This is a genomic window from Actinomadura viridis (assembly GCF_015751755.1).
Classification (GTDB): domain Bacteria; phylum Actinomycetota; class Actinomycetes; order Streptosporangiales; family Streptosporangiaceae; genus Spirillospora; species Spirillospora viridis.
In genome coordinates this window covers 6,094,933-6,116,744 of the sequence record NZ_JADOUA010000001.1, presented here as the reverse complement: position 1 = coordinate 6,116,744, position 21,812 = coordinate 6,094,933, and the positions used below count along the sequence as shown (strand labels likewise).

General features: G+C 73.2%; 17 protein-coding genes and 1 tRNA gene. 17 read left to right on the top strand and 1 reads right to left on the bottom strand.

The features are described from left to right. The first annotated feature begins 24 nt into the window (after nt 1-24). From mreC to IW256_RS27630, 12 genes are all read left to right on the top strand, one after another. On the top strand, nt 25-1,125 hold the full coding sequence (mreC, locus tag IW256_RS27685) for a rod shape-determining protein MreC (protein ID WP_197013736.1): 1,101 nt from the start codon (nt 25-27) through the stop codon (nt 1,123-1,125). 1 nt (nt 1,126) lies between these two features. After that, a complete protein-coding gene (mreD, locus tag IW256_RS27680; protein ID WP_197013735.1) occupies nt 1,127-1,723 on the top strand; it encodes a rod shape-determining protein MreD in 597 nt (198 codons plus the stop codon). Further along, nucleotides 1,720-3,792, top strand: coding sequence for a penicillin-binding protein 2 (gene mrdA, locus IW256_RS27675; RefSeq protein WP_197013734.1), 2,073 nt, complete (start codon nt 1,720-1,722; stop codon nt 3,790-3,792). The genes mreD and mrdA overlap by 4 nt, the downstream gene beginning before the upstream one ends. After that, nucleotides 3,789-4,973 carry a rod shape-determining protein RodA gene (gene rodA, locus IW256_RS27670; protein ID WP_307829133.1) on the top strand — a complete coding sequence of 395 codons (1,185 nt, stop codon included), beginning with the start codon at nt 3,789-3,791 and terminating at the stop codon, nt 4,971-4,973. Before mrdA ends, rodA begins: the two co-directional genes overlap by 4 nt. Before the next feature lie 141 nt (nt 4,974-5,114). After that, a complete protein-coding gene (locus tag IW256_RS27665) occupies nt 5,115-7,037 on the top strand; it encodes a TIGR03960 family B12-binding radical SAM protein (RefSeq protein WP_197013733.1) in 1,923 nt (640 codons plus the stop codon). 177 nt (nt 7,038-7,214) lie between these two features. Continuing rightward, complete coding sequence (locus IW256_RS27660; protein ID WP_197013732.1) at nt 7,215-8,099, top strand: TIGR03936 family radical SAM-associated protein; 885 nt, start codon at nt 7,215-7,217, stop codon at nt 8,097-8,099. 205 nt (nt 8,100-8,304) lie between these two features. Further along, nucleotides 8,305-11,652: an Rne/Rng family ribonuclease gene (locus IW256_RS27655; protein ID WP_197013731.1), complete on the top strand. Its 3,348-nt coding sequence runs from the start codon at nt 8,305-8,307 to the stop codon at nt 11,650-11,652. Between the two features lie 434 nt (nt 11,653-12,086). After that, a complete protein-coding gene (rplU, locus tag IW256_RS27650; protein ID WP_197013730.1) occupies nt 12,087-12,401 on the top strand; it encodes a 50S ribosomal protein L21 in 315 nt (104 codons plus the stop codon). Nucleotides 12,402-12,413: 12 nt separating this feature from the next. Beyond that, nucleotides 12,414-12,671: a 50S ribosomal protein L27 gene (gene rpmA / locus IW256_RS27645; RefSeq protein ID WP_197013729.1), complete on the top strand. Its 258-nt coding sequence runs from the start codon at nt 12,414-12,416 to the stop codon at nt 12,669-12,671. Nucleotides 12,672-12,831: 160 nt separating this feature from the next. After that, a complete protein-coding gene (gene obgE / locus IW256_RS27640; RefSeq protein WP_197013728.1) occupies nt 12,832-14,232 on the top strand; it encodes a GTPase ObgE in 1,401 nt (466 codons plus the stop codon). Between the two features lie 228 nt (nt 14,233-14,460). Beyond that, nucleotides 14,461-15,534 carry a glutamate 5-kinase gene (gene proB / locus IW256_RS27635; RefSeq protein WP_307829407.1) on the top strand — a complete coding sequence of 358 codons (1,074 nt, stop codon included), beginning with the start codon at nt 14,461-14,463 and terminating at the stop codon, nt 15,532-15,534. A 38-nt stretch (nt 15,535-15,572) separates the two neighbouring features. Next, nucleotides 15,573-16,847, top strand: coding sequence for a glutamate-5-semialdehyde dehydrogenase (locus tag IW256_RS27630; RefSeq protein ID WP_197013726.1), 1,275 nt, complete (start codon nt 15,573-15,575; stop codon nt 16,845-16,847). 117 nt (nt 16,848-16,964) lie between these two features. On the opposite strand, the gene IW256_RS27625 is transcribed toward IW256_RS27630, so the two are convergent. After that, the gene (locus tag IW256_RS27625) at nt 16,965-18,002 is read right to left on the bottom strand and encodes a M48 family metallopeptidase (protein ID WP_197013725.1); all 1,038 of its coding nucleotides are present in this window, start codon (nt 18,000-18,002) and stop codon (nt 16,965-16,967) included. 328 nt (nt 18,003-18,330) lie between these two features. Between IW256_RS27625 and IW256_RS27620 the strand changes: the two genes are divergently transcribed. The 5 genes from IW256_RS27620 to IW256_RS27600 all read left to right on the top strand — a co-directional run bounded on the left by IW256_RS27620 (nt 18,331) and on the right by IW256_RS27600 (nt 21,706). Then, entirely contained in the window at nt 18,331-19,629 is a 1,299-nt protein-coding gene (locus tag IW256_RS27620; protein WP_197013724.1) for a phenylacetate--CoA ligase family protein, read from the top strand. 71 nt (nt 19,630-19,700) lie between these two features. Continuing rightward, on the top strand, nt 19,701-20,303 hold the full coding sequence (gene nadD, locus IW256_RS27615; RefSeq protein ID WP_197013723.1) for a nicotinate-nucleotide adenylyltransferase: 603 nt from the start codon (nt 19,701-19,703) through the stop codon (nt 20,301-20,303). Nucleotides 20,304-20,491: 188 nt separating this feature from the next. Further along, nucleotides 20,492-20,905, top strand: a complete 414-nt coding sequence (gene rsfS, locus IW256_RS27610) for a ribosome silencing factor (protein ID WP_197013722.1) — start codon at nt 20,492-20,494, stop codon at nt 20,903-20,905. Continuing rightward, nucleotides 20,898-21,548, top strand: coding sequence for a histidine phosphatase family protein (locus tag IW256_RS27605; RefSeq protein WP_197013721.1), 651 nt, complete (start codon nt 20,898-20,900; stop codon nt 21,546-21,548). The genes rsfS and IW256_RS27605 overlap by 8 nt, the downstream gene beginning before the upstream one ends. Before the next feature lie 85 nt (nt 21,549-21,633). Further along, nucleotides 21,634-21,706 (top strand) — tRNA-Ala (locus tag IW256_RS27600). The last annotated feature ends 106 nt before the right edge of the window (nt 21,707-21,812 follow it).

The window sequence follows — 21,812 nt, the reverse complement described above, 5'->3', positions numbered from 1 at the left end:
GACGATGAAACGGGAGGTCGGTGGGTGAAGGACACCCGGCGGACCCGTGCGGTCCTCGGCGTGCTGCTCGTCGTCGCGCTCGCCATGATCACGGTCGACTACCGCGGCGGGGAGGACTCCCCGCTGCGCGGGCTGCGCGGCGCGGGCGCCGCGATCTTCGGCCCGGTCGAGCGGGTGTCGGCCGCGGTCGTACGGCCGGTCGGCAACACCTTCGACGCGATCACCGACGCGCCCGGCGAGCGCCGCCGGGCCGACCGGCTGGAACGCGAGAACCAGCGGCTGCGCGAGCAGCTGCGCTCCCGCGGCCTCGACCAGGACCGCGCCGGCCAGCTCGACCGGCTGCTCGGCACCGCCGGCATCGGCGGCTACAAGATCGTGGCGGCCCAGGTCATCTCCGCGGGCCAGGGCTTCGAGGACACCGTCACGCTGGACGTCGGCAGCCGCAGCGGGGTCCGCCCGGACATGACGGTGATGAGCGCCGACGGGCTGGTCGGCCGGGTCACCCGGGTCGGTCCCGCCACCGCGACCGTGCTGCTGGCCACCGACGTGACCTCCTCGGTCGGCAGCCGGCTGGAGGACTCCCGGGAGATCGGGATCGTTCAGGGCCGGGGCCGCCGCGGCTTCGGCGGCGGCGGCACCACCCCGCTGCGGTTCCAGATGCTCAACGCCAACGCCCCGATGCGGGTCGGGCAGCGGCTGGTCACCCTGGGCTCGCAGGGGGAGCGGCCCTACGTCCCCGGCGTGCCGGTCGGCGTGATCGAACGGATCGACCGCCCGGTCGGCGGGCTGACCCGGACCGCCTACGTGCGCCCGTTCACCCGCTTCACCACCCTCGACGTGGTCGCCGTCGTGGTGGCGCCGCCCAAGGCCGACCCGCGCGACTCGGTCCTGCCGCCCAAGCCGGTGACCCCCACGCCCACCCCCAGCCCGACCGGCACGGCCACCAGGTCGCCCGGCCCGGACGACTCGCCCAGCGGCCGGCCCGGCCGCCGCGGCCGGACCTCCAGCCCCAGCCCCGGCCCCGGTACCCCGTCGGCCGCCCGGGACGGCACCCCGTCCCGGTCCGCGGAGCCGCTCGGCGCCCGCTCCACGCTCTGCCGCGAATGCCAGATCTCTGGGGGTTGATGTGCTGAACGCACCGGAGACGTCACCGACCGGCCGTAACCTGACCGCGGCGCTCGTGCTCGTGGTGGCGCTGATCCTGCAGGTCTCGGTGGCCAACCGGCTGCCGCTGCCCGGGCAGATCACGCCCGACCTGGTCCTGCTGGCCGTGGTGGCGCTGGCCCTGGTGAACGGGTCGCTGACCGGCATGGTCGCCGGGTTCGCCGCCGGGCTGGCCGCCGACATCATCCCGCCCGCCGACCACACCATCGGCCGCTACGCCCTGGTCTACCTGCTGATCGGCTACGTGTGCGGGCTGGCCGCCGACGAGCTGGACCGGCAGACGCTGGTGCCGTTCCTCGCCGTGGCGGCGGGGGCCCTGGCCGGCACCGTCCTGTACGCGGCGACCGGGATGCTGCTCGGCGACCCCCGGTCCAGCTGGGCGCTGGTGTCGCGGATGGTGCCCCTCCAGGTCCTCTACGACGTGATCGCCAGCCCGTTCGTGGTGTGGTCGGTGCTCAGGGTGACCGGCCGGCACGAGCGTTCCGAACGTTCCCGCGACCGGCTCGCGGTCCCCGTCGCCCGTTACCGCGCGATGTCGGGGCGGGGGCCGGGCCTGTGAACCCCAGGACGCACTTCCGGCTGGTGGTCCTGTACGTGCTCGTCGGCGCGCTGCTGCTGGTGCTGATGGGCCGGCTGTGGACGATGCAGGTCCTCGACGGCGCCCACTACCGCCAGGTCGCGGCACAGAACCGCACCCGCGACATCGTCGTCCCCGCGGTCCGCGGCGCCATCCTCGACAGCTCGGGCCGGGCGCTGGTGCGCAACCGCACCGCGCTGGTGGTGTCGGTCGACCGCACCACGATGATGCGGCGCAAGGACCGCGGCAAGGCGGTGATCGCCCGGCTGGCCGCCCTCCTGGGCACCACCCCCGACGAGCTGAACAAGCGGATCCGCCTGTGCGGGCCGGGCATCAAGCGTCCCTGCTGGCCCGGCTCCCCGTACCAGCCCATCCCGGTGGACGACCGGGTCGACCCCAAGCGCGCCTTGCAGATCATGGAGCGGCAGGAGGAGTTCCCGGGGGTGACCGCCCAGGTCCAGGCCGTCCGGGAGTACCCGAAGCCGGAGGGGGCCGGCGCGGTGCAGGCCCTCGGCTACCTCCAGCCCATCACCCAGGAGGAGCTCGACAAGCGCAAGGGCCTGCGGGTCACCGGTTACAGCGGGGTCGACCTGATCGGCCGCGACGGCCTGGAGGCCAGCTACGACGCCGACCTGCGCGGCGAGCCGGGCCTGCGCCGCGTCCTGGTGGACAGCCAGGGCCGGGTCACCGGCACCGCCTCCGAGCAGCCACCGGTGCCCGGCGGCAACCTGGTCACCAGCATCGACGCCGGGATCCAGGGCGCGGCGGAGAAGGCGCTGGACAACGCGATGAAGGCGGCCCGCGGGCGCGGCGACAAGGCCGACGCGGGCGCGGCCGTGGTGATGGACGTGACCGACGGGCGGGTGGTCGCGCTGGCCAGCCGCCCCACCTACGACCTGGGCATCTGGACCGGCGGCATCTCCCAGGATGAGTACGATGCGCTGCTGGGCAAGAAGCGCGGCGAGCCGCTGATCTCCCGGGCCACCCAGGGCCAGTTCGCGCCCGCCTCCACCTTCAAGGTCTCCTCGGTGGCCGCGGCGGTGGCTGACGGCTACCCGCTGAAGGGCATCTATCCCTGCCCCGGCTCCTACAACGTCGGAAGCCGCGCGTTCCGCAACTTCGAGGGCCAGGGCCACGGCCCCATGAACCTGCACCGCGCGCTGGTCGTCTCCTGCGACACGATCTTCTACAAGTTCGCCTACGAGGCGTGGCTGCGCGACGGCGGCACCAAGCCGCGCAAGAACCCCAAGGACCCGATGGTCGACATGGCCCGCAAGTGGGGGTTCGGCACCCGTACCGGCATCGACCTGCCGAGCGAGACCCCGGGCCGCATCCCCGACCGCGCCTGGAAGCGCGCGTACTGGGAGGCCACCAGGAAGGCCGACTGCAAGGGCGCCAAGCAGGGCTACCCCGAGATCGCCAAGACCGACCCGGGACGCGCCGCGTACCTGAAGGCCATCGCCGCCGAGAACTGCGCCGAGGGCTACGTGTGGCGCGCCGGCGACGCGGCCAACTTCTCCGTCGGGCAGGGCGACGTGCTGGTCACCCCGCTCCAGCTCACCCGCGCGTACGCGGCCGTCGCCAACGGCGGCAGGCTGGTCGTCCCCCGCGTCGGCCTGGCCGTGGTGAACGCCGACGGCAAGGTGGTACGCCGCATCGACCCGCCGCCCGCGCCCCGGCTCCCCGTCGAACCCCAGGTCCTCAAGTACATCCGCGGCGGACTGGCCGCGGTGACCACCTCCGGTACGGCGGCCGGCGCGTTCGGCGGCTTCGACTTCAAGAAGGTCGCCGTGGCCGGCAAGACCGGCACCGCCGAGGTCTGGGGCAAGAAGGACACCTCCTGGTTCGCCTCCTACGCCCCGGCCGACAAGCCCCGGTTCGCCGTGGTCGTCATGGTCTCCCAGGGCGGCACCGGCGGTTCCACCGCGGCGCCCGCCGTCCGGGAGATCTACGAGGCGATGTACGGGCTGAACGGCAAGAAGCCGGCGCTCAAGGACGGCAGGCTGCCCGAGCAGCTGCCCCCGCTCCGGCAGGACGGGGACTCGCCGTGATCAGCGCCACCGGGGCCGGGTCGGTCGAGGGCTACCGCGAGCAGGACGTCTGGCAGCGCAGGCTGTCGGGCCTGCGCGGCCTGGACTGGGTGCTGATCCTCACCGTGGTGGCGCTGACGGTGATCGGCGCGCTGCTGGTGCGGGCGGCCACCTTCCAGCTGCTGACCGAGCAGGGCAAGGACCCCGAGGGCTTCTTCAAGCGGCACATCCTCAACGTCGTCCTGGCGTTCGGCCTCGGCGGCCTGGTCGCCTGCCTGGACTACCGGCTGCTGCGCGCCTACGCGCCGATCCTGTACGGGCTGGCCTGCGCCGGGCTGATCGCGGTGCTGACCCCGCTCGGTGACACGATCAACGGCTCGCACTCGTGGATCGTGCTCGGCGGCGGCTTCCAGCTCCAGCCGTCCGAGTTCGCCAAGGTCGGCCTGGTGGTGCTGCTGGCGATGATCCTGGGGGAGCCCCGCGACGGCGAGGTCGGCCCCGGGCACCGCGACATGCTGCTGGCGCTGGCCCTGGCCGGCGCGCCCGCCGCACTGATCATGCTCCAGCCCGACCTCGGCACCACCCTGGTCTTCATCGCGGTCGTCCTGGGGATGCTGGCCATCTCCGGCGCGCCCAAGCGCTGGCTGGGGGCGCTGGTGGGCGGCGGGCTGCTGCTGGCCTGGGCGGTGTGGTTCTTCGGGCTGCTCAAGCCGTACCAGCTGGCCCGGTTCACCGCGTTCATGGACCCCTCCGCCGACCCCCGCGGCGCCGGCTACAACGCCCAGCAGGCCCGGATCGCGGTCGGCTCGGGCGGGGTGACCGGCAAGGGCCTGTTCAACGGCGAGCAGACCGGGGGCCACTTCGTCCCCGAGCAGCAGACCGACTTCATCTTCACGGTGGCCGGGGAGGAGCTCGGCTTCATCGGCGCCGCGCTGATCGTCATCCTGCTGGGCGTGGTGATGTGGCGCGGCCTGCGCATCGCCATGCACGCCGCCGACCTGTTCGGCACGCTGGTCGCCGCCGGCATCGTGTGCTGGATGGCCTTCCAGTCGTTCGAGAACATCGGCATGACCCTGGGCATCATGCCGATCACCGGCCTGCCCCTGCCGTTCGTGTCCTACGGCGGGTCGGCCACGTTCGCCAACCTCATAGCCCTCGGCCTGCTCCAGGCCGTCCATCTGAGACGCCGCCCGTTCGACTAGCCGTGGTCCCGGGCGCCCGCCGGCTCCGTGCGGGTGATCTTCGGCGGCGCCGGGGCGGGGCACGCGGCGGTACGCTGGGTGGTCGATCCCGGGGTCCGGATCGGCCACCATCACACGGTCCATCTCATCGGAGGACATCGCATGCCTGTCGAGTCGATCTTCCCGCGCCTGGAGCCGGTGCTCCCGCGCGTGCAGAAGCCGATTCAGTATGTCGGCGGCGAGCTGAACTCCCAGATCAAGGACTGGGACGAGGCCGAGGTCCGCTGGGCGCTGATGTATCCCGACGCCTACGAGGTCGGCCTGCCCAACCAGGGCGTCCAGATCCTCTACGAGATCCTCAACGAGCGCGAGGGGGTCCTGGCCGAGCGCACCTACAGCGTGTGGCCCGACCTTGAGGCGATCATGCGCGAGCAGAGGATCCCGCAGTTCACCGTGGACGCGCACCGCCCGGTCGCCGCGTTCGACGTGCTGGGCGTCTCGTTCTCCACCGAGCTGGGCTACACCAACCTGCTGACGGCGCTGGACCTGGCGGGGATCCCGCTGGAGGCCGCCGACCGCGGCGAGGACCACCCGATCGTGCTGGCCGGCGGGCACGCCGCGTTCAACCCCGAGCCCATCGCCGACTTCCTGGACGCCGCCGTGCTCGGCGACGGGGAGGAGATCGCGCTGGCGATCACCGAGGTGATCCGGGAGTGGAAGGCCGAGGGCCGTCCGGGCGGGCGCGACGAGCTGCTGATGCGGCTGGCCCGCTCCGGCGGCGTGTACGTGCCGAAGTTCTTCGACGTGACCTACCTGCCCGACGGGCGCATCCAGCGGGTCGCGCCCAACCGGCCGGGCGTGCCGTGGCGGGTCGACAAGCACACCGTCATGGACCTCGACCAGTGGCCGTACCCGAAGAAGCCGCTGGTGCCGCTGGCCGAGACCGTGCACGAACGGTTCAGCGTGGAGATCTTCCGGGGCTGCACCCGCGGCTGCCGGTTCTGCCAGGCCGGCATGATCACCCGCCCGGTCCGGGAACGGTCGATCACCACCATCGGCGACATGGTCGACACCGGCCTGAAGGAGTCGGGCTTCCAGGAGGTCGGGCTGCTCAGCCTGTCCAGCGCCGACCACAGCGAGATCGGCGACGTGGCCAAGGGCCTGGCCGACCGCTACGAGGGCACCAACACCTCGCTGTCGCTGCCGTCCACGCGGGTCGACGCGTTCAACATCACCCTGGCCAACGAGTTCTCCCGGGGCGGGCGGCGCTCCGGGCTGACCTTCGCGCCCGAGGGCGGCTCCGAGCGGATGCGCAAGGTGATCAACAAGATGGTCACCGAGGACGACCTGATCCGCACCGTCACCACCGCCTACGAGAACGGCTGGCGCCAGGTCAAGCTCTACTTCATGTGCGGCCTGCCGACCGAGGAGGACGAGGACGTCCTCGCCATCGCCGACATGGCCAAGCGGGTCATCCAGGCGGGCCGGGACGCCACCGGCCGCCGCGACATCCGCTGCACCGTCTCCATCGGCGGGTTCGTGCCCAAGCCGCACACCCCGTTCCAGTGGGCCGCGCAGTGCGACCACGAGACCGTCGACCGGCGGCTGCGCGCGCTGCGCGACGCCCTGCGCCGCGACAAGGAGTACGGCCGCTCCATCGGCCTGCGCTACCACGACGGGCAGCCGTCGATCGTCGAGGGGCTGCTGTCCCGGGGCGACCGGCGGGTCGGCCGGATCATCCGGGCCGTCTGGGAGGACGGCGGCCGGTTCGACGGCTGGAGCGAGCACTTCTCCTACGAGCGGTGGACGGCCTGCGCGGACAAGGCCCTGGCCGGCGAGCCGGTCGACCTCGACTGGTACACGGTGCGCGAGCGCGACGAGGTCGAGGTGCTGCCCTGGGACCACCTTGACGCCGGGCTGGACCGCGAGTGGCTCTGGCAGGACTGGCAGGACGCCGTCGACGAGACCGAGGTCGAGGACTGCCGCTGGACGCCCTGCTACGACTGCGGGGTCTGCCCCACCATGGGCACCGAGATCCAGATCGGCCCGACCGGAAGGAAACTGCTCCCGCTCTCGGTGGTCTGAGCCGCCGCCGGGATCGGCTTTCCGCACGGGGGTTCCGGTACCGATCGCGCCCGCGCCGGCACGGATCGCGACGCCGCGCGGCACCCGCGCCGGGTCCATCGGTGCCGGGGGCACCGTACTCTATAGAGAGACGTTCGCGACTCGACACGAGTAGGAAGGACAACAGCCCTGGCTCCCATGCCGGAGGGTCCCGCACCGGCCCCCGTGATCCAGCGCCTTCGCGTCCGCTATGCCAAGCGCGGCAGGCTGCGGTTCACCAGCCATCGCGACATTTCCCGGGCCGTGGAACGCGCCGTGCGGCGCGCCGGGATCCCTGTCGCGTTCAGCGCGGGATTCACTCCGCACCCGAAGATCTCGTACACGGGTGCGGCGGCGACCGGGGTGGCCAGTGAGGCCGAATACCTGGAGATCGGGCTCACCGAGACCCGCGACCCTGCGCGGGTGCGAGCCGACCTCGACGCCGCTCTGCCGGACGGGCTCGACATCGTCGATGTCGTCGCCGCCGGTCAGGCCAAGACGAGCGCGTTGGCGGACCGGCTCGAGGCGTCCGAATGGCGGGTACGACTGGACGGCGTGCGGGAGACCGACGCCGCCGGTGCCGTGGCCGCCTTCCTGGACGCCCCCACGATCGAGGTGGAACGCCTCACCAAGAAGGGACGCCGTCGTTTCGACGTGCGCGCCGCGGTCAGCGCTCTGGAGGTCGAGACCCTCGCCCCGGAACCGGACCGGCGCGCCGCGGAGGCGGCGGATGTCCCTTGTGCAATACTTCGCATGGTTGTTCGGCATACCACTCCTGCCGTACGACCCGACGACATCCTCACCGGACTGCGCCAGGTCGCCGACCCCGCGCCGCCGTCACCTCCACTGGTGACCAGGCTGGCGCAGGGGCCCCTCGACGCGGTCACCGGTGAGCTCGCGGATCCGCTCGAGCTCGATCGGGGTACTCGGCCCGGCCGAGAGACCGTACCGCCGTCCGGCGACGACGCCGTGACGGCGCGCGGTCCTGCGCCGACGCAGTCCGATCCGGCCGCGGGCGCGGATGTCGCCGGCGCCCGTTCGTAGGCCGAAGCCGTGGTGACACGGAACCGGTTCCCAGGGAGCGACGGGCGCGCCCCCGACGACTTGGTCGTCGTGGCCGGGCCACCATCGTGGTCCGGCGGCGACGGCGCCGATGACTGACGGAGAGTTCCCGTGCGGCGCACCGCACCGTTCCGCCCCGGGGGGCGGAACGAGGTCGCGCCCGGGAGCCTGACGGGAGATTGCCCGCATGCTAGAGAACGAAGCCGACGCGGCCGAGGCCGAAGGCACAGAACAGAGCACCCCTGCCGATGAGGTGACCGGCGCCGAAGTCACGGGCGCCGAGGCGAGCGCCGCGCCGGACACCGGCGCCGAGGCCGGGACGGACACCGAGACCGACGCCGGCCCGGACACCGACGCCGAAGCCGGGACGGACGCCGGCAGTGAGGCCGACGCCACGCCGGACACCGGCGCCGCCGACACCGGGACGGACGCCGGCACCGGGGCCGACGACGGTGACGGCGAGACGGAGGAGGTGACCGGCGGCAGGTCCAGGCCGCGCCGCCGTGCCGCCAGCCGTCCGGCCGGGCCGCCCCCGGACGTCGACGACACGCCCGCGGTCATCACGGTCCCGCCCGCCGCCGAGGCGGAGGGCGAGGAGGCCGCCGCGGAGCCGGCCGAGCAGCCCGCACCCAAGAAGGTCAAGGTCACGCGTACGCGCAGCACCCGGGCCACCCGGGCCGCCAAGGCGCCCGAGCCCGAGCTCGAGGCCCAGGCCGAGGTGGCCGTTGCGCCGGCCCCCCAGCCCGAGACCAAGACGAAGGCCAAGGCCAAGGCCAAGGCCAAGGCAGAGCCCAAGGCCAAGACCGAGGTTGAGGCCGAGGGCGCCGCCGAAGAGGCCGTCGAGGAGAAGCCGGCCCGAACTCGTACCCGCCGCCGCGCCGCGGCGTCCGCGGCCCCCGCCGAGGCGGCCGCACCGGCCGCACCGGCGGTCCCGCCGGCACCGGGCGTGCCCTCCGTTCCGGAGCAGGCCCCCGAGGCCGCACGGGCCCCCGAGACCGAGTCCGCGCCCGCCACGGTGCCCGGAGTGACCTTCCAGCCGCCCATGGTGGTGTTCCAGCCGCCGCAGCCCGCGGCGGAGAGTCCCTTCCGTGCCAAGGACGAGCCCGCTCAGGCCGCCGACGAGGAGGAGCCCGAGGACGCCGGCCACGCCGAGCGCGACGAGCGCGACGAGGACGAGGAGTCCGGTGACCGCCCCTCGCGCCGCCGCCGGCGGCGCGGCGGCCGGGGCAGGGGCCGTGGCGGCAAGGACACCGACGAGGACACCGGCGAGGAGGCCGAGGCCGACGAGGGCCGGGCGGACGCCGAGACGCCCGAGAAGGCCGAGAAGGCCGACAAGACGGAGAAGGCCGAGAAGGCCGAGAAGCCGGAGAAGTCCGGCAAGGGGACCAAGGCGAGCCGGTCTCGCGCCGAGTCCAAGGAGACCAAGGACGCCAAGGGCGAGCGGCACGACGAGGGCGCCGAGGCCGCGGACGAGGGTGACGGCGAGGAAGGCGAGGAGACCGGTGGCAGCCGCCGCCGTCGCCGCCGGCGCCGCCGTTCCGGAACGGCCGACGGCGAGAGCGGCGGCCCCGACGACCCCGCGCGCACCGTCGTGCACGTGCGCGAGGCGCGTGCCGCCGAGGACGAGGTCCAGGCGGTCCGGGGCTCCACCCGGCTGGAGGCCAAGAAGCAGCGCCGCCGCGAGGGCCGCGAGCAGGGCCGCCGCCGCCCGCCGGTGATCAGCGAGGCCGAGTTCCTGGCCCGCCGCGAGTCGGTCGAGCGGGTCATGGTGGTCCGCCAGGAGGGTGAGCGCACCCAGATCGCCGTCCTGGAGGACGACGTCCTGGTCGAGCACTACGTCAACCGCGCCACCCACCAGTCGTACGTGGGCAACGTCTACCTCGGCAAGGTGCAGAACGTGCTGCCCTCGATGGAGGCGGCGTTCGTCGACGTCGGCAAGGGCCGCAACGCGGTGCTGTACGCGGGCGAGGTCAACTGGGACGTCGCCGGCCTGGAGGGCCAGCCGCGCCGGATCGAGTCGGCGCTCAAGTCCGGCCAGTCGGTGCTGGTGCAGGTCACCAAGGACCCGGTCGGCCACAAGGGCGCCCGGCTGACCAGCCAGATCTCGCTGCCCGGCCGCTACCTGGTGTACGTGCCCGACGGCTCGATGACCGGCATCAGCCGCAAGCTGCCCGACAAGGAGCGCAGCCGGCTCAAGCAGATCCTCAAGAAGATCATGCCGGACAACGCCGGGGTGATCGTGCGGACCGCCGCCGAGGGCGCCACCGAGGAGGAGCTGGCGCGGGACGTGTCGCGGCTGTCGGCCCAGTGGGAGAACATCCAGCGGCAGGTCAAGAACGCGTCGGCGCCGTCCCTGCTGTACGGGGAGCCGGACCTGACCATCCGGGTCGTCCGCGACATCTTCAACGAGGACTTCAGCAAGCTGGTCGTGGCCGGTCCCGACGCCTGGGACACGGTCTCGGAGTACGTGGAGTACGTGGCGCCGCACCTGGCCGACCGGGTGGAGCGCTGGAACGCCGACCAGGACGTGCTCGGCGCGTACCGGATCGACGAGCAGATCGCCAAGGCCCTGGACCGCAAGGTCTGGCTGCCCAGCGGCGGCTCGCTGGTGATCGACCGTACCGAGGCGATGACGGTCATCGACGTCAACACCGGCAAGTTCACCGGGCAGGGCGGCAACCTCGAGGAGACCGTCACCCGCAACAACCTGGAGGCGGCCGAGGAGATCGTGCGCCAGTTGCGGCTGCGCGACATCGGCGGCATCGTGGTGATCGACTTCATCGACATGGTGCTGGAGAGCAACCGGGACCTGGTGCTGCGCCGCATGGTGGAGTGCCTGTCGCGGGACCGTACCAAGCACCAGGTCGCCGAGGTGACCTCGCTGGGCCTGGTGCAGATGACCCGCAAGCGGGTGGGCCAGGGCCTGCTGGAGGCGTTCTCGGAGACCTGCGAGTCCTGCAACGGCCGTGGCATCCACGTCCACCTGAGCCCGGTGGAGCCCAAGCCGGACAAGGCCGCCGCCGCGGCGGCCGGCGGCGGGCGCCGCCGCAAGCGCAAGGGCGAGGTCGAGAAGGCGGTCGAGGAGAAGCTGGCCCAGCAGGAGCCGGGCCGGTCCAAGCCGTCCAAGCAGACCGCCGCCGCCGAGCGCGCGGCCCAGCGGGTGCACGAGCCGGTGCGGGAGCAGCGGCGGTCCGGAGGGACGGAGTCCGAGCCGGAGCCGCAGGCCGCCGTGGAGGCCGCTGAGGCCGCCGCCGAGACGGCCGACGCCGGGCCGGGCCCGCTGGAGTCGGTGGCGCCGGTGGAGCCGGTCGTCAACGGATCCGAGCCCGCCACGCCGCTGGCCGGTGTGGGCGGGGCCGAGTCCGGTGAGCCCGCCGGTGACGGTGCGGCGGTCGCCGGGGCCGAGGCTGCCGAGGGCGCCGAGGCGGGCGACGGGCAGGACGACACGGCCGCGCCGGCGAACGGGCGGCGGCGCCGGACCCGGCGCCCGCGGGCCAAGGCCGAGGCCGCCTCGGGCGAGTCCGCCGGGGAATGACGAATCGCCGATCAGACGGCCGGTGACGACCGGTCACCGGCCATCTGATCGGCCGCGACCGGCTCCCGGGCCGCGCTGCCGGACCAGGACCCCTGGCCCGGGCCGGCCCGGGCCAGGGGCCGGGCCGCGGGCTGGACCACGGCCCGACCAGGACGGGGCCAGCGGTGGGGCCTGGGGCGGGGGCTGGGCGTCGTTCGCGTTCCGGTGCGGGCGTCCGGTATCCTTGGGCTTCGGCGTGTGTGAGCACGTCATCTTCACGTGCACCGCTCGGTGCATTCCTCGCCGCTCGGCGAGACCAAGCAGAGAGCGTCAGGCGCAGCGGTCTGGCGTGCCGCTCGCGGCCCCGGCCGCGGGTAGGCCCCCGTCCGGGGGCTGGTGAACCACGCGCGGGACCGGTTCAGTCCGGAAGCGCGCGCAGACGAAGGGTTTCCGCGGTGTACGCGATTGTCCGCGCAGGCGGCAGGCAGGAGAAGGTGGCCGTCGACGACGTGCTCACCGTCGACAAGCTGTCGGGCGAGGCCGGTTCGACGGTCACGTTCCCGGCCTTGCTCGTCGTGGACGGCGACGATGTCGTCAGCTCCGCCGACCAGCTGGCCCGCTACCAGGTGACCGCCGAGATCCTCGGCGCGGTCAAGGGCCCCAAGATCAACATCATGCACTACCGGAACAAGACCGGGTACAAGCGGCGGATGGGTCACCGTCAGCCGTACACCGAGGTCAAGATCACCGGTATCGAGGCCGGGAAGTAGAGGAGCGGTCGGATGGCACACAAGAAGGGCGCGTCGTCGAGCCGTAACGGCCGCGACTCCAACGCCAAGCGCCTGGGTGTCAAGCGCTTCGGCGGCCAGGCCGTCAACGCCGGCGAGATCATCGTTCGGCAGCGCGGCACCCACTTCCACCCGGGCCTGAACGTGGGCCGTGGTGGCGATGACACGCTGTTCGCGCTGGTCGCGGGCACGGTCGAGTTCGGCCGTTACCGCGGGCGCAACGCGGTGAGCATCGTCCCGCCGGCGGAGTAGTCCGCCGTTCAGAGACGTTGACACAGGGGCGGACCACGACGGTCCGCCCCTGTTTCCTGTTCGGGGCGGGGTGGCGCGGCCCTGGGCCGGTGGCCCGGCCGGAACGGGAACAGGGGACGAGGGGGCGATCCCCGCGGCCCCACGGAGCGAAGGAGAGAGCGTGGCCGCAGGAGCCGGATCCGGTGCGCAGTTCGTCGACCGGGTGGTGCTGCATGTCGCCGCCGGCAACGGCGGGAACGGCTGCGCCTCGATCCACCGGGAGAAGTTCAAGCCGCTGGGCGGCCCGGACGGGGCCAACGGCGGCCGCGGCGGCGATGTGATCCTGGAGGTCGACTCCAATTCCGCCAGCCTGCTGGACTACCACCGCCGCCCGCACCGCAAGGCCGCCAACGGCCGCCAGGGGCAGGGCGGGCACCGTACCGGCGCCGACGGCGGCGACGTGGTCCTGCCGGTGCCGGACGGCACGGTCGTCAAGACCGCCGACGGCACGATCCTGGCGGACCTGGTGGGCGAGGGCACCCGTTTCGTGATCGCGCGGGGCGGCAAGGGCGGCCTCGGCAACGCCGCGCTGGCCACCGCCAAGCGGAAGGCGCCCGGGTTCGCGCTGCTGGGCGAGCCCGGTGAGGCGCGCGACGTCGTCCTGGAGCTCAAGAGCGTCGCGGACGTGGCGCTGGTGGGCTTCCCGAGCGCGGGCAAGTCCTCGCTGATCGCCGCGCTCTCCGCGGCCAAGCCCAAGATCGCCGACTATCCGTTCACCACGCTGATCCCCAACCTGGGCGTGGTGAGCGCCGGCGACACCACGTTCACCGTCGCCGACGTGCCCGGCCTGATCGAGGGCGCCAGCGAGGGCCGCGGCCTGGGCCTGGAGTTCCTCCGCCACATCGAGCGGTCCTCCACGCTGGCGCACGTGCTCGACTGCGCCACGCCCGAGCCGGGCCGCGACCCGGTCAGCGACTTCGAGGTGATCGAACGGGAGCTGCGGGCCTACGACCGGGTGCTGGGCGACCGGCCGCTGTCGGACCGGCCGCGCCTCGTGGTGCTCAACAAGGTGGACGTCCCCGACGGGCGGGACCTGGCCGAGATGGTCCGGCCCGAGTTCGAGGCGCGCGGGCTGCGGGTTTTCGAGGTGTCGGCCGCGTCGCACGAGGGGCTGCGCGAGCTGTCGTTCGCCATGGCCGAGATGGTCGAGGCCCACCGCGCGTCGCTGCCCCCGGTCGAGCCGACCCGGCTGGTGATCCGGCCGGAGCCGGTCGGCGGCGGCGCCGAGTTCGAGGTGCGGCCGGCGGGCGACAACACGTACCTGATCACGGGCGAGAAGCCGGTGCGGTGGCTGCGGCAGACCGACTTCAGCAACGAGGAGGCGGTGGGCTATCTGGCCGACCGGCTGGCCCGGCTGGGCGTCGAGGAGGCGCTGGCCGAGGCGGGCGCCTCCGCCGGGGCCACGGTCATGATCGGCACACACGAGGAGTCGGTCGTCTTCGACTGGGAACCGGAGGTCGTGGCCGGCGAGGCCGCACCCGGCCCGCGCGGCACCGACCGGCGCCTGGACGGGTACCGCTGACCCGGCCCGGGCACCGGGCCCCGGCCGCGACCACCCGTTCATGAGCATCCAGCGGCAGCGACCAGGACGTTGGCGAACATCGAGGGAGAGATGAGCCGCGAACAGGCAGGCGTGACGGCCCGGGCGGGCACCACCCCGTCCGGCGCCCCGTCCGGCACCGGCACCACGGCCGGCACCGGGCCCGGCACCGCGGCCGTGCGGCGCCAGATCGCCGGCGCGCGCCGGATCGTGGTGAAGGCGGGGTCGTCCTCGCTCACCACACCGCGGGGCACGATCGACGCCGACCGCATCGACGCGCTGGTGGACGTGCTGGCCGCCCGCCGCCGCGCCGGCACCGAGATCGTCTTCGTGTCGTCCGGCGCGATCGCCGCCGGGCTCGGCCCGCTCGGCCTGACCCGCCGTCCCGCCGACCTGGCCACCCAGCAGGCCGCGGCCAGCGTCGGCCAGGGGCTGCTGGTGGCGCGCTACACCTCCTCGTTCGCCCGGTACGGGCTGACGGTCGGCCAGGTGCTGCTCACCGCCGACGACATGATCCGCCGGGTCCACCACCGCAACGCCCAGCGGGCCCTGGGCCAGCTGCTCGACCTGGGCATCGTGCCGGTGGTCAACGAGAACGACACGGTGGCCACCGACGAGATCCGGTTCGGCGACAACGACCGGCTCGCCGCCCTGGTCGCCCATCTGACCAGGGCCGACGCGCTGATCCTGCTGTCGGACGTGGACGCGCTCTACACCGGGGATCCGCGCCGTCCCGGCGCCCGCCGGATCGCGAACGTGCACGGCCCCGCCGACCTGGCGGGCATCGAGCTGGGCGGATCCGGCCGGGTCGGCACCGGCGGCATGATCACCAAGGTGGAGGCGGCGCGCATCGCGGGCATCCCCGTCGTGCTCACCGACGCCGCCTCGGCCGCGCACGCCCTCGCCGGCGAGGAGGTCGGCACCTGCTTCCACCCGGGGGAGGGCCGGCGGCTGTCCACCCGGCACCTGTGGCTGGCGCACGCCACCACCGGGCAGGGCCGCGTGCTACTGGACCCGGGGGCCGTCGACGCGGTCGTGCGCCGGCGCAAGTCGCTGCTCCCCGCCGGGGTCACCGGCGTGGAGGGCGACTTCGCGGCCGGCGACCCGGTCGACCTGTGCGGCACCGACGGGCGTGTCGTGGCGCGCGGCCTGGTGAACTACGACGCGGGCGAGATCCCCGACCTGATGGGCCGGTCCACCCGCTGGCTGGCCCGGGAGCTGGGCCCCGAGTACGAGCGCGAGATCATCCACCGGGACGATCTGGTGATCCTGACAACGGAATGACGCGGTACGACGCCGCGACGACGCCGAAGGAGTCGGTGATGGGCGAGCAGGACCGGGAACGCGAGGAGTTCCTGCGGGTGGCGGAGCGCGCCAGGCGGGCGGCGGCGGATCTCGCGCCGCTGCCGAGGGCGGTCAAGGACGCGGCCCTGCACGCGATCGCCGACGCGCTGGTGCGTTCCGCACCGGAGATCGTCAAGGCGAACGAGGCCGATGTGGCCCGGGCCCGCGAGTCGGGCACCTCCGAGTACATGATCGACCGGCTGAGCCTGACCGAGCCGCGGATCGCGGCGATCGCCGAGGCGGTCCGCAAAGTCGCGGCGCTGCCCGACCCGGTGGGCGAGACCGTACGCGGCAACGTCCTGCCGAACGGCCTGGACCTCCGGCAGATCCGGGTGCCGCTGGGCGTGGTCGGCATCATCTACGAGGGCCGCCCCAACGTCACCGTCGACGCCGCCGCGCTCTGCCTGAAGAGCGGCAACGTTGCGATGCTGCGCGGGTCGTCCTCGGCCTACGAGTCCAACACGGTCCTGGTGAACGTCATGCAGGGCGCCCTGGAGGGCACCGGCGTCCCCTCCGACGCCGTGCAGCTGGTGCCCGGCACCAGCCGCGCGTCGGTGAAGCACCTGATGCGGGCCCGGGGCCTGGTGGACGTGCTGATCCCCCGGGGCGGCGCCTCGCTGATCAACTCGGTCGTGGAGGAGTCCACGGTGCCGGTGATCGAGACCGGGGTGGGCAACTGCGCGGTGTACGTGGACGCCGCCGCCGACGTCGACCAGGCCCTCGAGATCCTGCTGAACGCCAAGACCCAGCGTCCCTCGGTGTGCAACGCCGCCGAGACCGTCCTGGTGCACGCCGGCGTGGCGGAGGTCTTCCTGCCCAGGGCCCTGGAGGCGCTGCGGGAGGCCGGCGTCACCGTGCACGGCGACGAGCGCGTCCGCGCCCACGACACCGCCGGGACGGTCGTCGCCGCGACCGAGGACGACTATCGCGCCGAGTACCTGTCGCTGGACATCGCCGCCCGGGTCGTCGACTCCCTCGACGAGGCCGTCGCGCACATCCGCACGTACGGCTCGGGGCACACCGAGGCCATCGTGACCACGTCCCAGCCGGCCGCCAAGCGGTTCGTCGCGCTGGTGGACTCGGCCGCGGTGATGGTCAACGCCTCCACCCGCTTCACCGACGGCGAGGAGTTCGGGTACGGCGCCGAGATCGGCATCTCCACCCAGAAGCTGCACGCCCGCGGCCCGATGGGGTTGCCCGAGCTGACCTCCACCAAGTACGTGGTCACCGGCGAGGGCCACATCCGGACCTGACCGGGCGGCCCTCCCGGACGGCCCTCCCGGGCGACCGGGCCCGGACTCGGTGGTGCCGAGTCCGGACCCGGCCGCGGGACGGCGGCGTCCCGCCCGTCCCGCCGTTAAGGACGCGGGTCAGGAGCCGCCGTTCTGCGAACCGCCGCCACGCCGGCTCACCCGGTCGAACAGGCCGCCCGCCGCGGCGGCCGCGCCCTCGGCGACGTCGCGGACCTTCCCGATGAACGGGTCGGCGCTCTGCGACCAGGACTCGCGGTAGGCGTTGGCGGCGTTCCGGATCTCCTCGGAGATGGAGGCGCCGTTGTCGTCGGCGCGCCGCGGGTAGTCCCCGGCGAGGATCCGGTCGTACTCGCCGCTCTGCGCCCACCTGTCGATCTCGGCGAACCGCACCACCGGGTAGGGGTGCGTCTGCTGGATCAGGTTGAGGAACTTCAGCAGCCCGTCGCGCACGTCACCGACCGCGTCGTACTCGCGCGCCTGCGCCAGGAACGCCTCGGTGCTCATCTCGCCCAGCCGGGTGCCGCCGGCCATCTTCATCATCGTGCGCTTGGCCGCGTCCAGGTCCTGGCCGGCCAGCAGCCCGGCCCGGTCGGCCGACAGCTCCGCCTTCCGGAACCACTCCTGCAGGCCCATGATGATCGCGGCGATCCCGACGTTGCCCAGCGGCAGCCAGGCCAGCCGGGAGCCCAGCCGGGTGAGGATCATCATCATGGTCTGGTAGACGGCGTGCCCCGACAGGATGTGGCCGACCTCGTGGCAGATGACGAACCGCAGCTCCTCGTCGTCGTGCAGGTCGAGCAGCCCGGTGTTGACCACGATGAACGGGTGGTCGGAGCCGATCGCCATGGCGTTGGGCAGCGGGCTCTGCCGCACGTACAGCTCGGGGACCTCGGGCAGATCGAGGATGTAGGCGGCGTCGCGGACCATGTCGTACAGGTTGCGGAACTGGTCCTCGCCGGCCCGCACGCTGCCGCCCAGGAAGGCCAGCCGGATGGCGCGCTCGTTGAAGAGGCCGGACAGCCGCCGCAGCACGATGTCGAAGCCGGACAGCGAGCGCAGCGCCACCAGCGCCGAACGGTCCGCCGGGTGTTCGTAGGCGCGCGAGCTGATTCCCGGGAAGCGGGTGCGTGCCCGGTCCGGTGTGTTCGTCGTCATGGGGTACGCGGCGCGCCGGTGCCGGCCACGTCGCCGGAGGCGAACGCCGCTCCCTCCCTTCGCTCGGTATGGCCGTGCCCTGACCTCATCGCGAATACTCCTCGATCAGTCCGGCATGGTAGTTCCGACGAACCGATCGGGGCTGAGGTTCCCCCGGCGGGCGCACCGGCCGCCTCCGGCCCGGACGGCCCGAAACCTCGTCCGGAACGGCCCCGGTACGGCAGAGTGGTGGCCGTCCGGGCGCCGGGTACGTCCCCGGCGCGGCCGGTAGCACCGAGTCGGGCGAGTACACACAGGTCAGCGGGGGCGGGCCGCGCGAGGAGACGCGATGTTCGATCCGAAGGCCGAGGCGATGTCCCGCGACGAGCGGGCGGCGCTGCAGCGCCACCGGCTATGGGGGCTGGTCGACCGGCTCCTGGTCGCCGGGGGCCTCCAGGCCCGCCGCCTGCGCGAGGCGGGCGTCAAGGGCGGCTCCGACGTCACCCTCGCCGACCTCCGCCTCCTGCCGTTCACCACCAAGCAGGACCTCTGGGACTCCTACCCGCTGGACATGCTCGCCGTACCCCGGGACCAGGTCGTCGCGATCCACGGCTCCACCGGCACGCGGGGCCGTCCCACCCTCGTCGGCTACACCCGGGCCGACCTGGACCTGTGGGCGTCGATGTGCGCGCGTTCGCTGGCCTGCGCGGGCGCGACCGCGGCGAGCACCGTCCACAACGCCTACGGGTACGGGCTGTTCACCGGCGGCATCGGCGTCCACCAGGGCGCCGTGGCCCTGGGCGCCACCGTGGTGCCCATGTCGGGCGGGATGACCGCGCGGCAGGTACGGATGATCTCCGACCTGAAACCCGACGTGCTGACCTGCACGCCCGCCTACGCCCTGCGGCTGGGCGAGGCCGCCGCGGAGGCCGGCGCCGACCTGTCCTCCCTCAAGGCCGGCCTGTTCGGCGCCGAGCCCTGGTCGGAGGAGCTGCGCGCCGCCATCGAGGGCGTCCTCCCCCTCAAGGCGATGGACGTCTACGGCCTGTCGGAGGTCATCGGGCCGGGCGTGGCCACCGAATGCCTGGAGCAGGACGGCCTGCACGTCAACGAGGACCACTTCATCGTGGAGGCGGTCGATCCGGTGACCGGCGTCCCGGTCGAGGAGGGCGAGCCGGGGGAGCTGGTGTTCAGCACGCCCACCAAGCAGGCCCTCCCGCTGCTGCGCTACCGGACCGGCGACGTCGCCTCCCTCTCCCACGGCGAGTGCGACTGCGGGCGGACCCTCGTACGGATGAGCAAGGTCCGGGGCCGGGTGGACGACATGCTGGTGATCCGCGGGGTCAACCTTTACCCCAGCGAGGTCGAACGCGTCCTGCTCGGTTCCGGCCTGGTCTCCCCGCACTACCAGCTCGTGGTGGACCGCAGGCGCCCGGACGTGCGGCTCCTCGTGGCCTGCGAGGAGCCCGGCGACGGCGGCCGGGAGGGCGTGGCCGGGGAACTCGCGCAGGCCCTGCACGAGGCGCTCGGCCTGGCCGCCGAGATCCGGGTGCTGCCCGCGGGCACCGTACCGCGCGTGGAGGTCGGCAAGGCGGTCCGCGTGGTGACGTGGGAGTCGGGCGAGGCGCCCCTGCCCGGACTGGACTGACGGGGCGCGCGGGACGGGTGCCCCGGGGCCGGTGACCGGGGCGCCCGGACGTGCTGGCTATTCTCGTCGTCATGACGCAAAAGCGGCGATTGGGGATCATGGGCGGCACGTTCGACCCGATCCATCACGGGCACCTGGTGGCCGCCAGCGAGGTCGCGCACGTCTTCTCGCTGGACGAGGTGGTCTTCGTGCCCACCGGCCTGTCGTCGCACAAGGAGGAGCGCAGGGTCGCCGCCGCCGAGGACCGCTACCTCATGGCGGTGATCGCCACCGCGTCCAACCCGCGCTTCTCGGTCAGCCGGATCGACATCGACCGCCCCGGCCCCACCTACACCGTCGACACCCTGCGCGACATGCGCGACCTGCACGGCCCCGACAGCGAGTTCTTCTTCATCACCGGCGCCGACGCCCTGGCCGCGATGCTGACCTGGCACGACACCGACGAACTCTTCGAGCTGGCGCACTTCATCGGCTGCACCAGGCCGGGTCACCGGCTGGCCGACCCCGGGCTGCCCAACGGCCGGGTCAGCCTGATGGAGGTCCCCGCCCTGTCGATCTCCTCCACCGAGTGCCGCGACCGCGTCCGGGCGGGCGAGCCGATCTGGTACCTGGTGCCCGACGGGATCGTCCAGTACATCAACAAGCGCGCCCTCTACCGCGACCACGCGGCCTGACCAGGGCCGTACACCACCGGCGGGACGTTCACCGGTGCCTCCGGGGCCATACCCTGGAAGCGCAGGGGGTACCGCACGGCCGGAACGGACCGATGCGGTCAGAGGACAACAAACCAGGGGACCCCTTCCACCGCCCGTGAGAAGCTGGAGCGCGAAGGGACCCCTACAGGGAGGATCGCGAGCGCATCGTGACCGCATCCGACAGGGCCGTACAGCTGGTCCGGCTCGCCGCCGAGGCGGCGGGCGACAAGCTGGCCGACGACATTCTTGCCTACGACGTGAGCGAGCAGCTCGTCATCACCGACGCCTTCGTGCTCTGCTCCGCGCCCAGCGACCGCCAGGTCCGCGCCATCGTCGACGAGATCGAGAAGCGCCTCCGCGAGGAGGCCGACGCCAAGCCCACCCGCCGCGAAGGCGAGCGGGAGGGACGCTGGGTGCTCTTGGACTACTCGGACATCATCGTGCACATCCAGCACGAGGAGGACCGGGTGTTCTACGCGCTCGAACGGCTGTGGAAGGACTGCCCGCTGATCGAGCTGCCGGAGTCGGTCAACGCCCACTCGGTCCAGCGCCGCCGGACCGTGGGGAGCGCCAGTGAGTGACCGCGTCCCCGGCAAGCGCCGGATCGTCCTGTGGCGCCACGGCCAGACCGCCTGGAACGTCGAACAGCGCTTCCAGGGCAAGAGCGACATCCCACTGGACGAGACCGGGGTCCGGCAGGCCGCGCGAGCGGCCCGCCTGCTCGCCGGCCTCCGCCCCACCGCCCTGCTCGCCTCACCGCTCCAGCGCGCCTCCGACACCGCCCGCGCCCTCTCCGAGATCGTCGGCCTCACCGTCCGCTACGACCCCGACCTGATGGAACGGGACGGCGGCCGGTGGGAGGGCCTCACCGCCGCGGAGATCCGCGAACGCTACCCCGACGAGCACGCCGCCTGGCAGCCGCCCGGCGGCGAGACCGGCGCCCAGGTCGCCAAACGCGTCAGCGCCGCCCTGGACCGCGCCCTCGACGACCTGCCCCCCACCGGCCTCCTCGTCGTCGCCTCGCACGGCGCCGCCATCCGGCTCGGCATGTCCGCCATGCTCGGCCTCCCCGAGGAGACCTGGGACCGCCTCGGCGGCCTGTCCAACTGCTGCTGGTCCGTCCTCGGCGAGCGGCGCAACGGCGGCTGGCGCCTCGTCGAGCACAACGCCGGCACCCTGCCCGAACCGGTGCTCAGCGACGACCGAACCGAGAACGGCACCTGACCCGCCCCTTTAACCGATTCGAGTACCGCGCCCGTGTCCTATACACTGGCGGAGCGCTGCGGGATGAAAGTCCACGCAGTCGCACGGGGCTATGGCGCAGTTGGTAGCGCGCCTCCATGGCATGGAGGAGGTCTGGGGTTCGAATCCCCATAGCTCCACTCGTAGGTGGGGGCAGTGTGCCCGCGGAAAGCGCGGGGTGCTGCCTCCTCGTCGTTTTGCCCAGGGGGGCGACCCCCTGGAACCCCCGGTGCAAGGGGGCTCCGC

Excerpts from the sequence above, each read along its gene's own strand:
- IW256_RS27665 (WP_197013733.1), top strand. The coding sequence starts at position 5,115 with ATGCCTGTCGAGTCGATCTTCCCGCGCCTGGAGCCGGTGCTCCCGCGC.
- IW256_RS27660 (WP_197013732.1), top strand. The coding sequence starts at position 7,215 with ATGCCGGAGGGTCCCGCACCGGCCCCCGTGATCCAGCGCCTTCGCGTC.
- IW256_RS27655 (WP_197013731.1), top strand. The coding sequence starts at position 8,305 with ATGCTAGAGAACGAAGCCGACGCGGCCGAGGCCGAAGGCACAGAACAG.
- rpmA (WP_197013729.1), top strand. The coding sequence starts at position 12,414 with ATGGCACACAAGAAGGGCGCGTCGTCGAGCCGTAACGGCCGCGACTCC.
- IW256_RS27630 (WP_197013726.1), top strand. The coding sequence starts at position 15,573 with ATGGGCGAGCAGGACCGGGAACGCGAGGAGTTCCTGCGGGTGGCGGAG.
- IW256_RS27625 (WP_197013725.1), bottom strand. The coding sequence starts at position 18,002 with ATGACGACGAACACACCGGACCGGGCACGCACCCGCTTCCCGGGAATC.
- IW256_RS27620 (WP_197013724.1), top strand. The coding sequence starts at position 18,331 with ATGTTCGATCCGAAGGCCGAGGCGATGTCCCGCGACGAGCGGGCGGCG.
- nadD (WP_197013723.1), top strand. The coding sequence starts at position 19,701 with ATGACGCAAAAGCGGCGATTGGGGATCATGGGCGGCACGTTCGACCCG.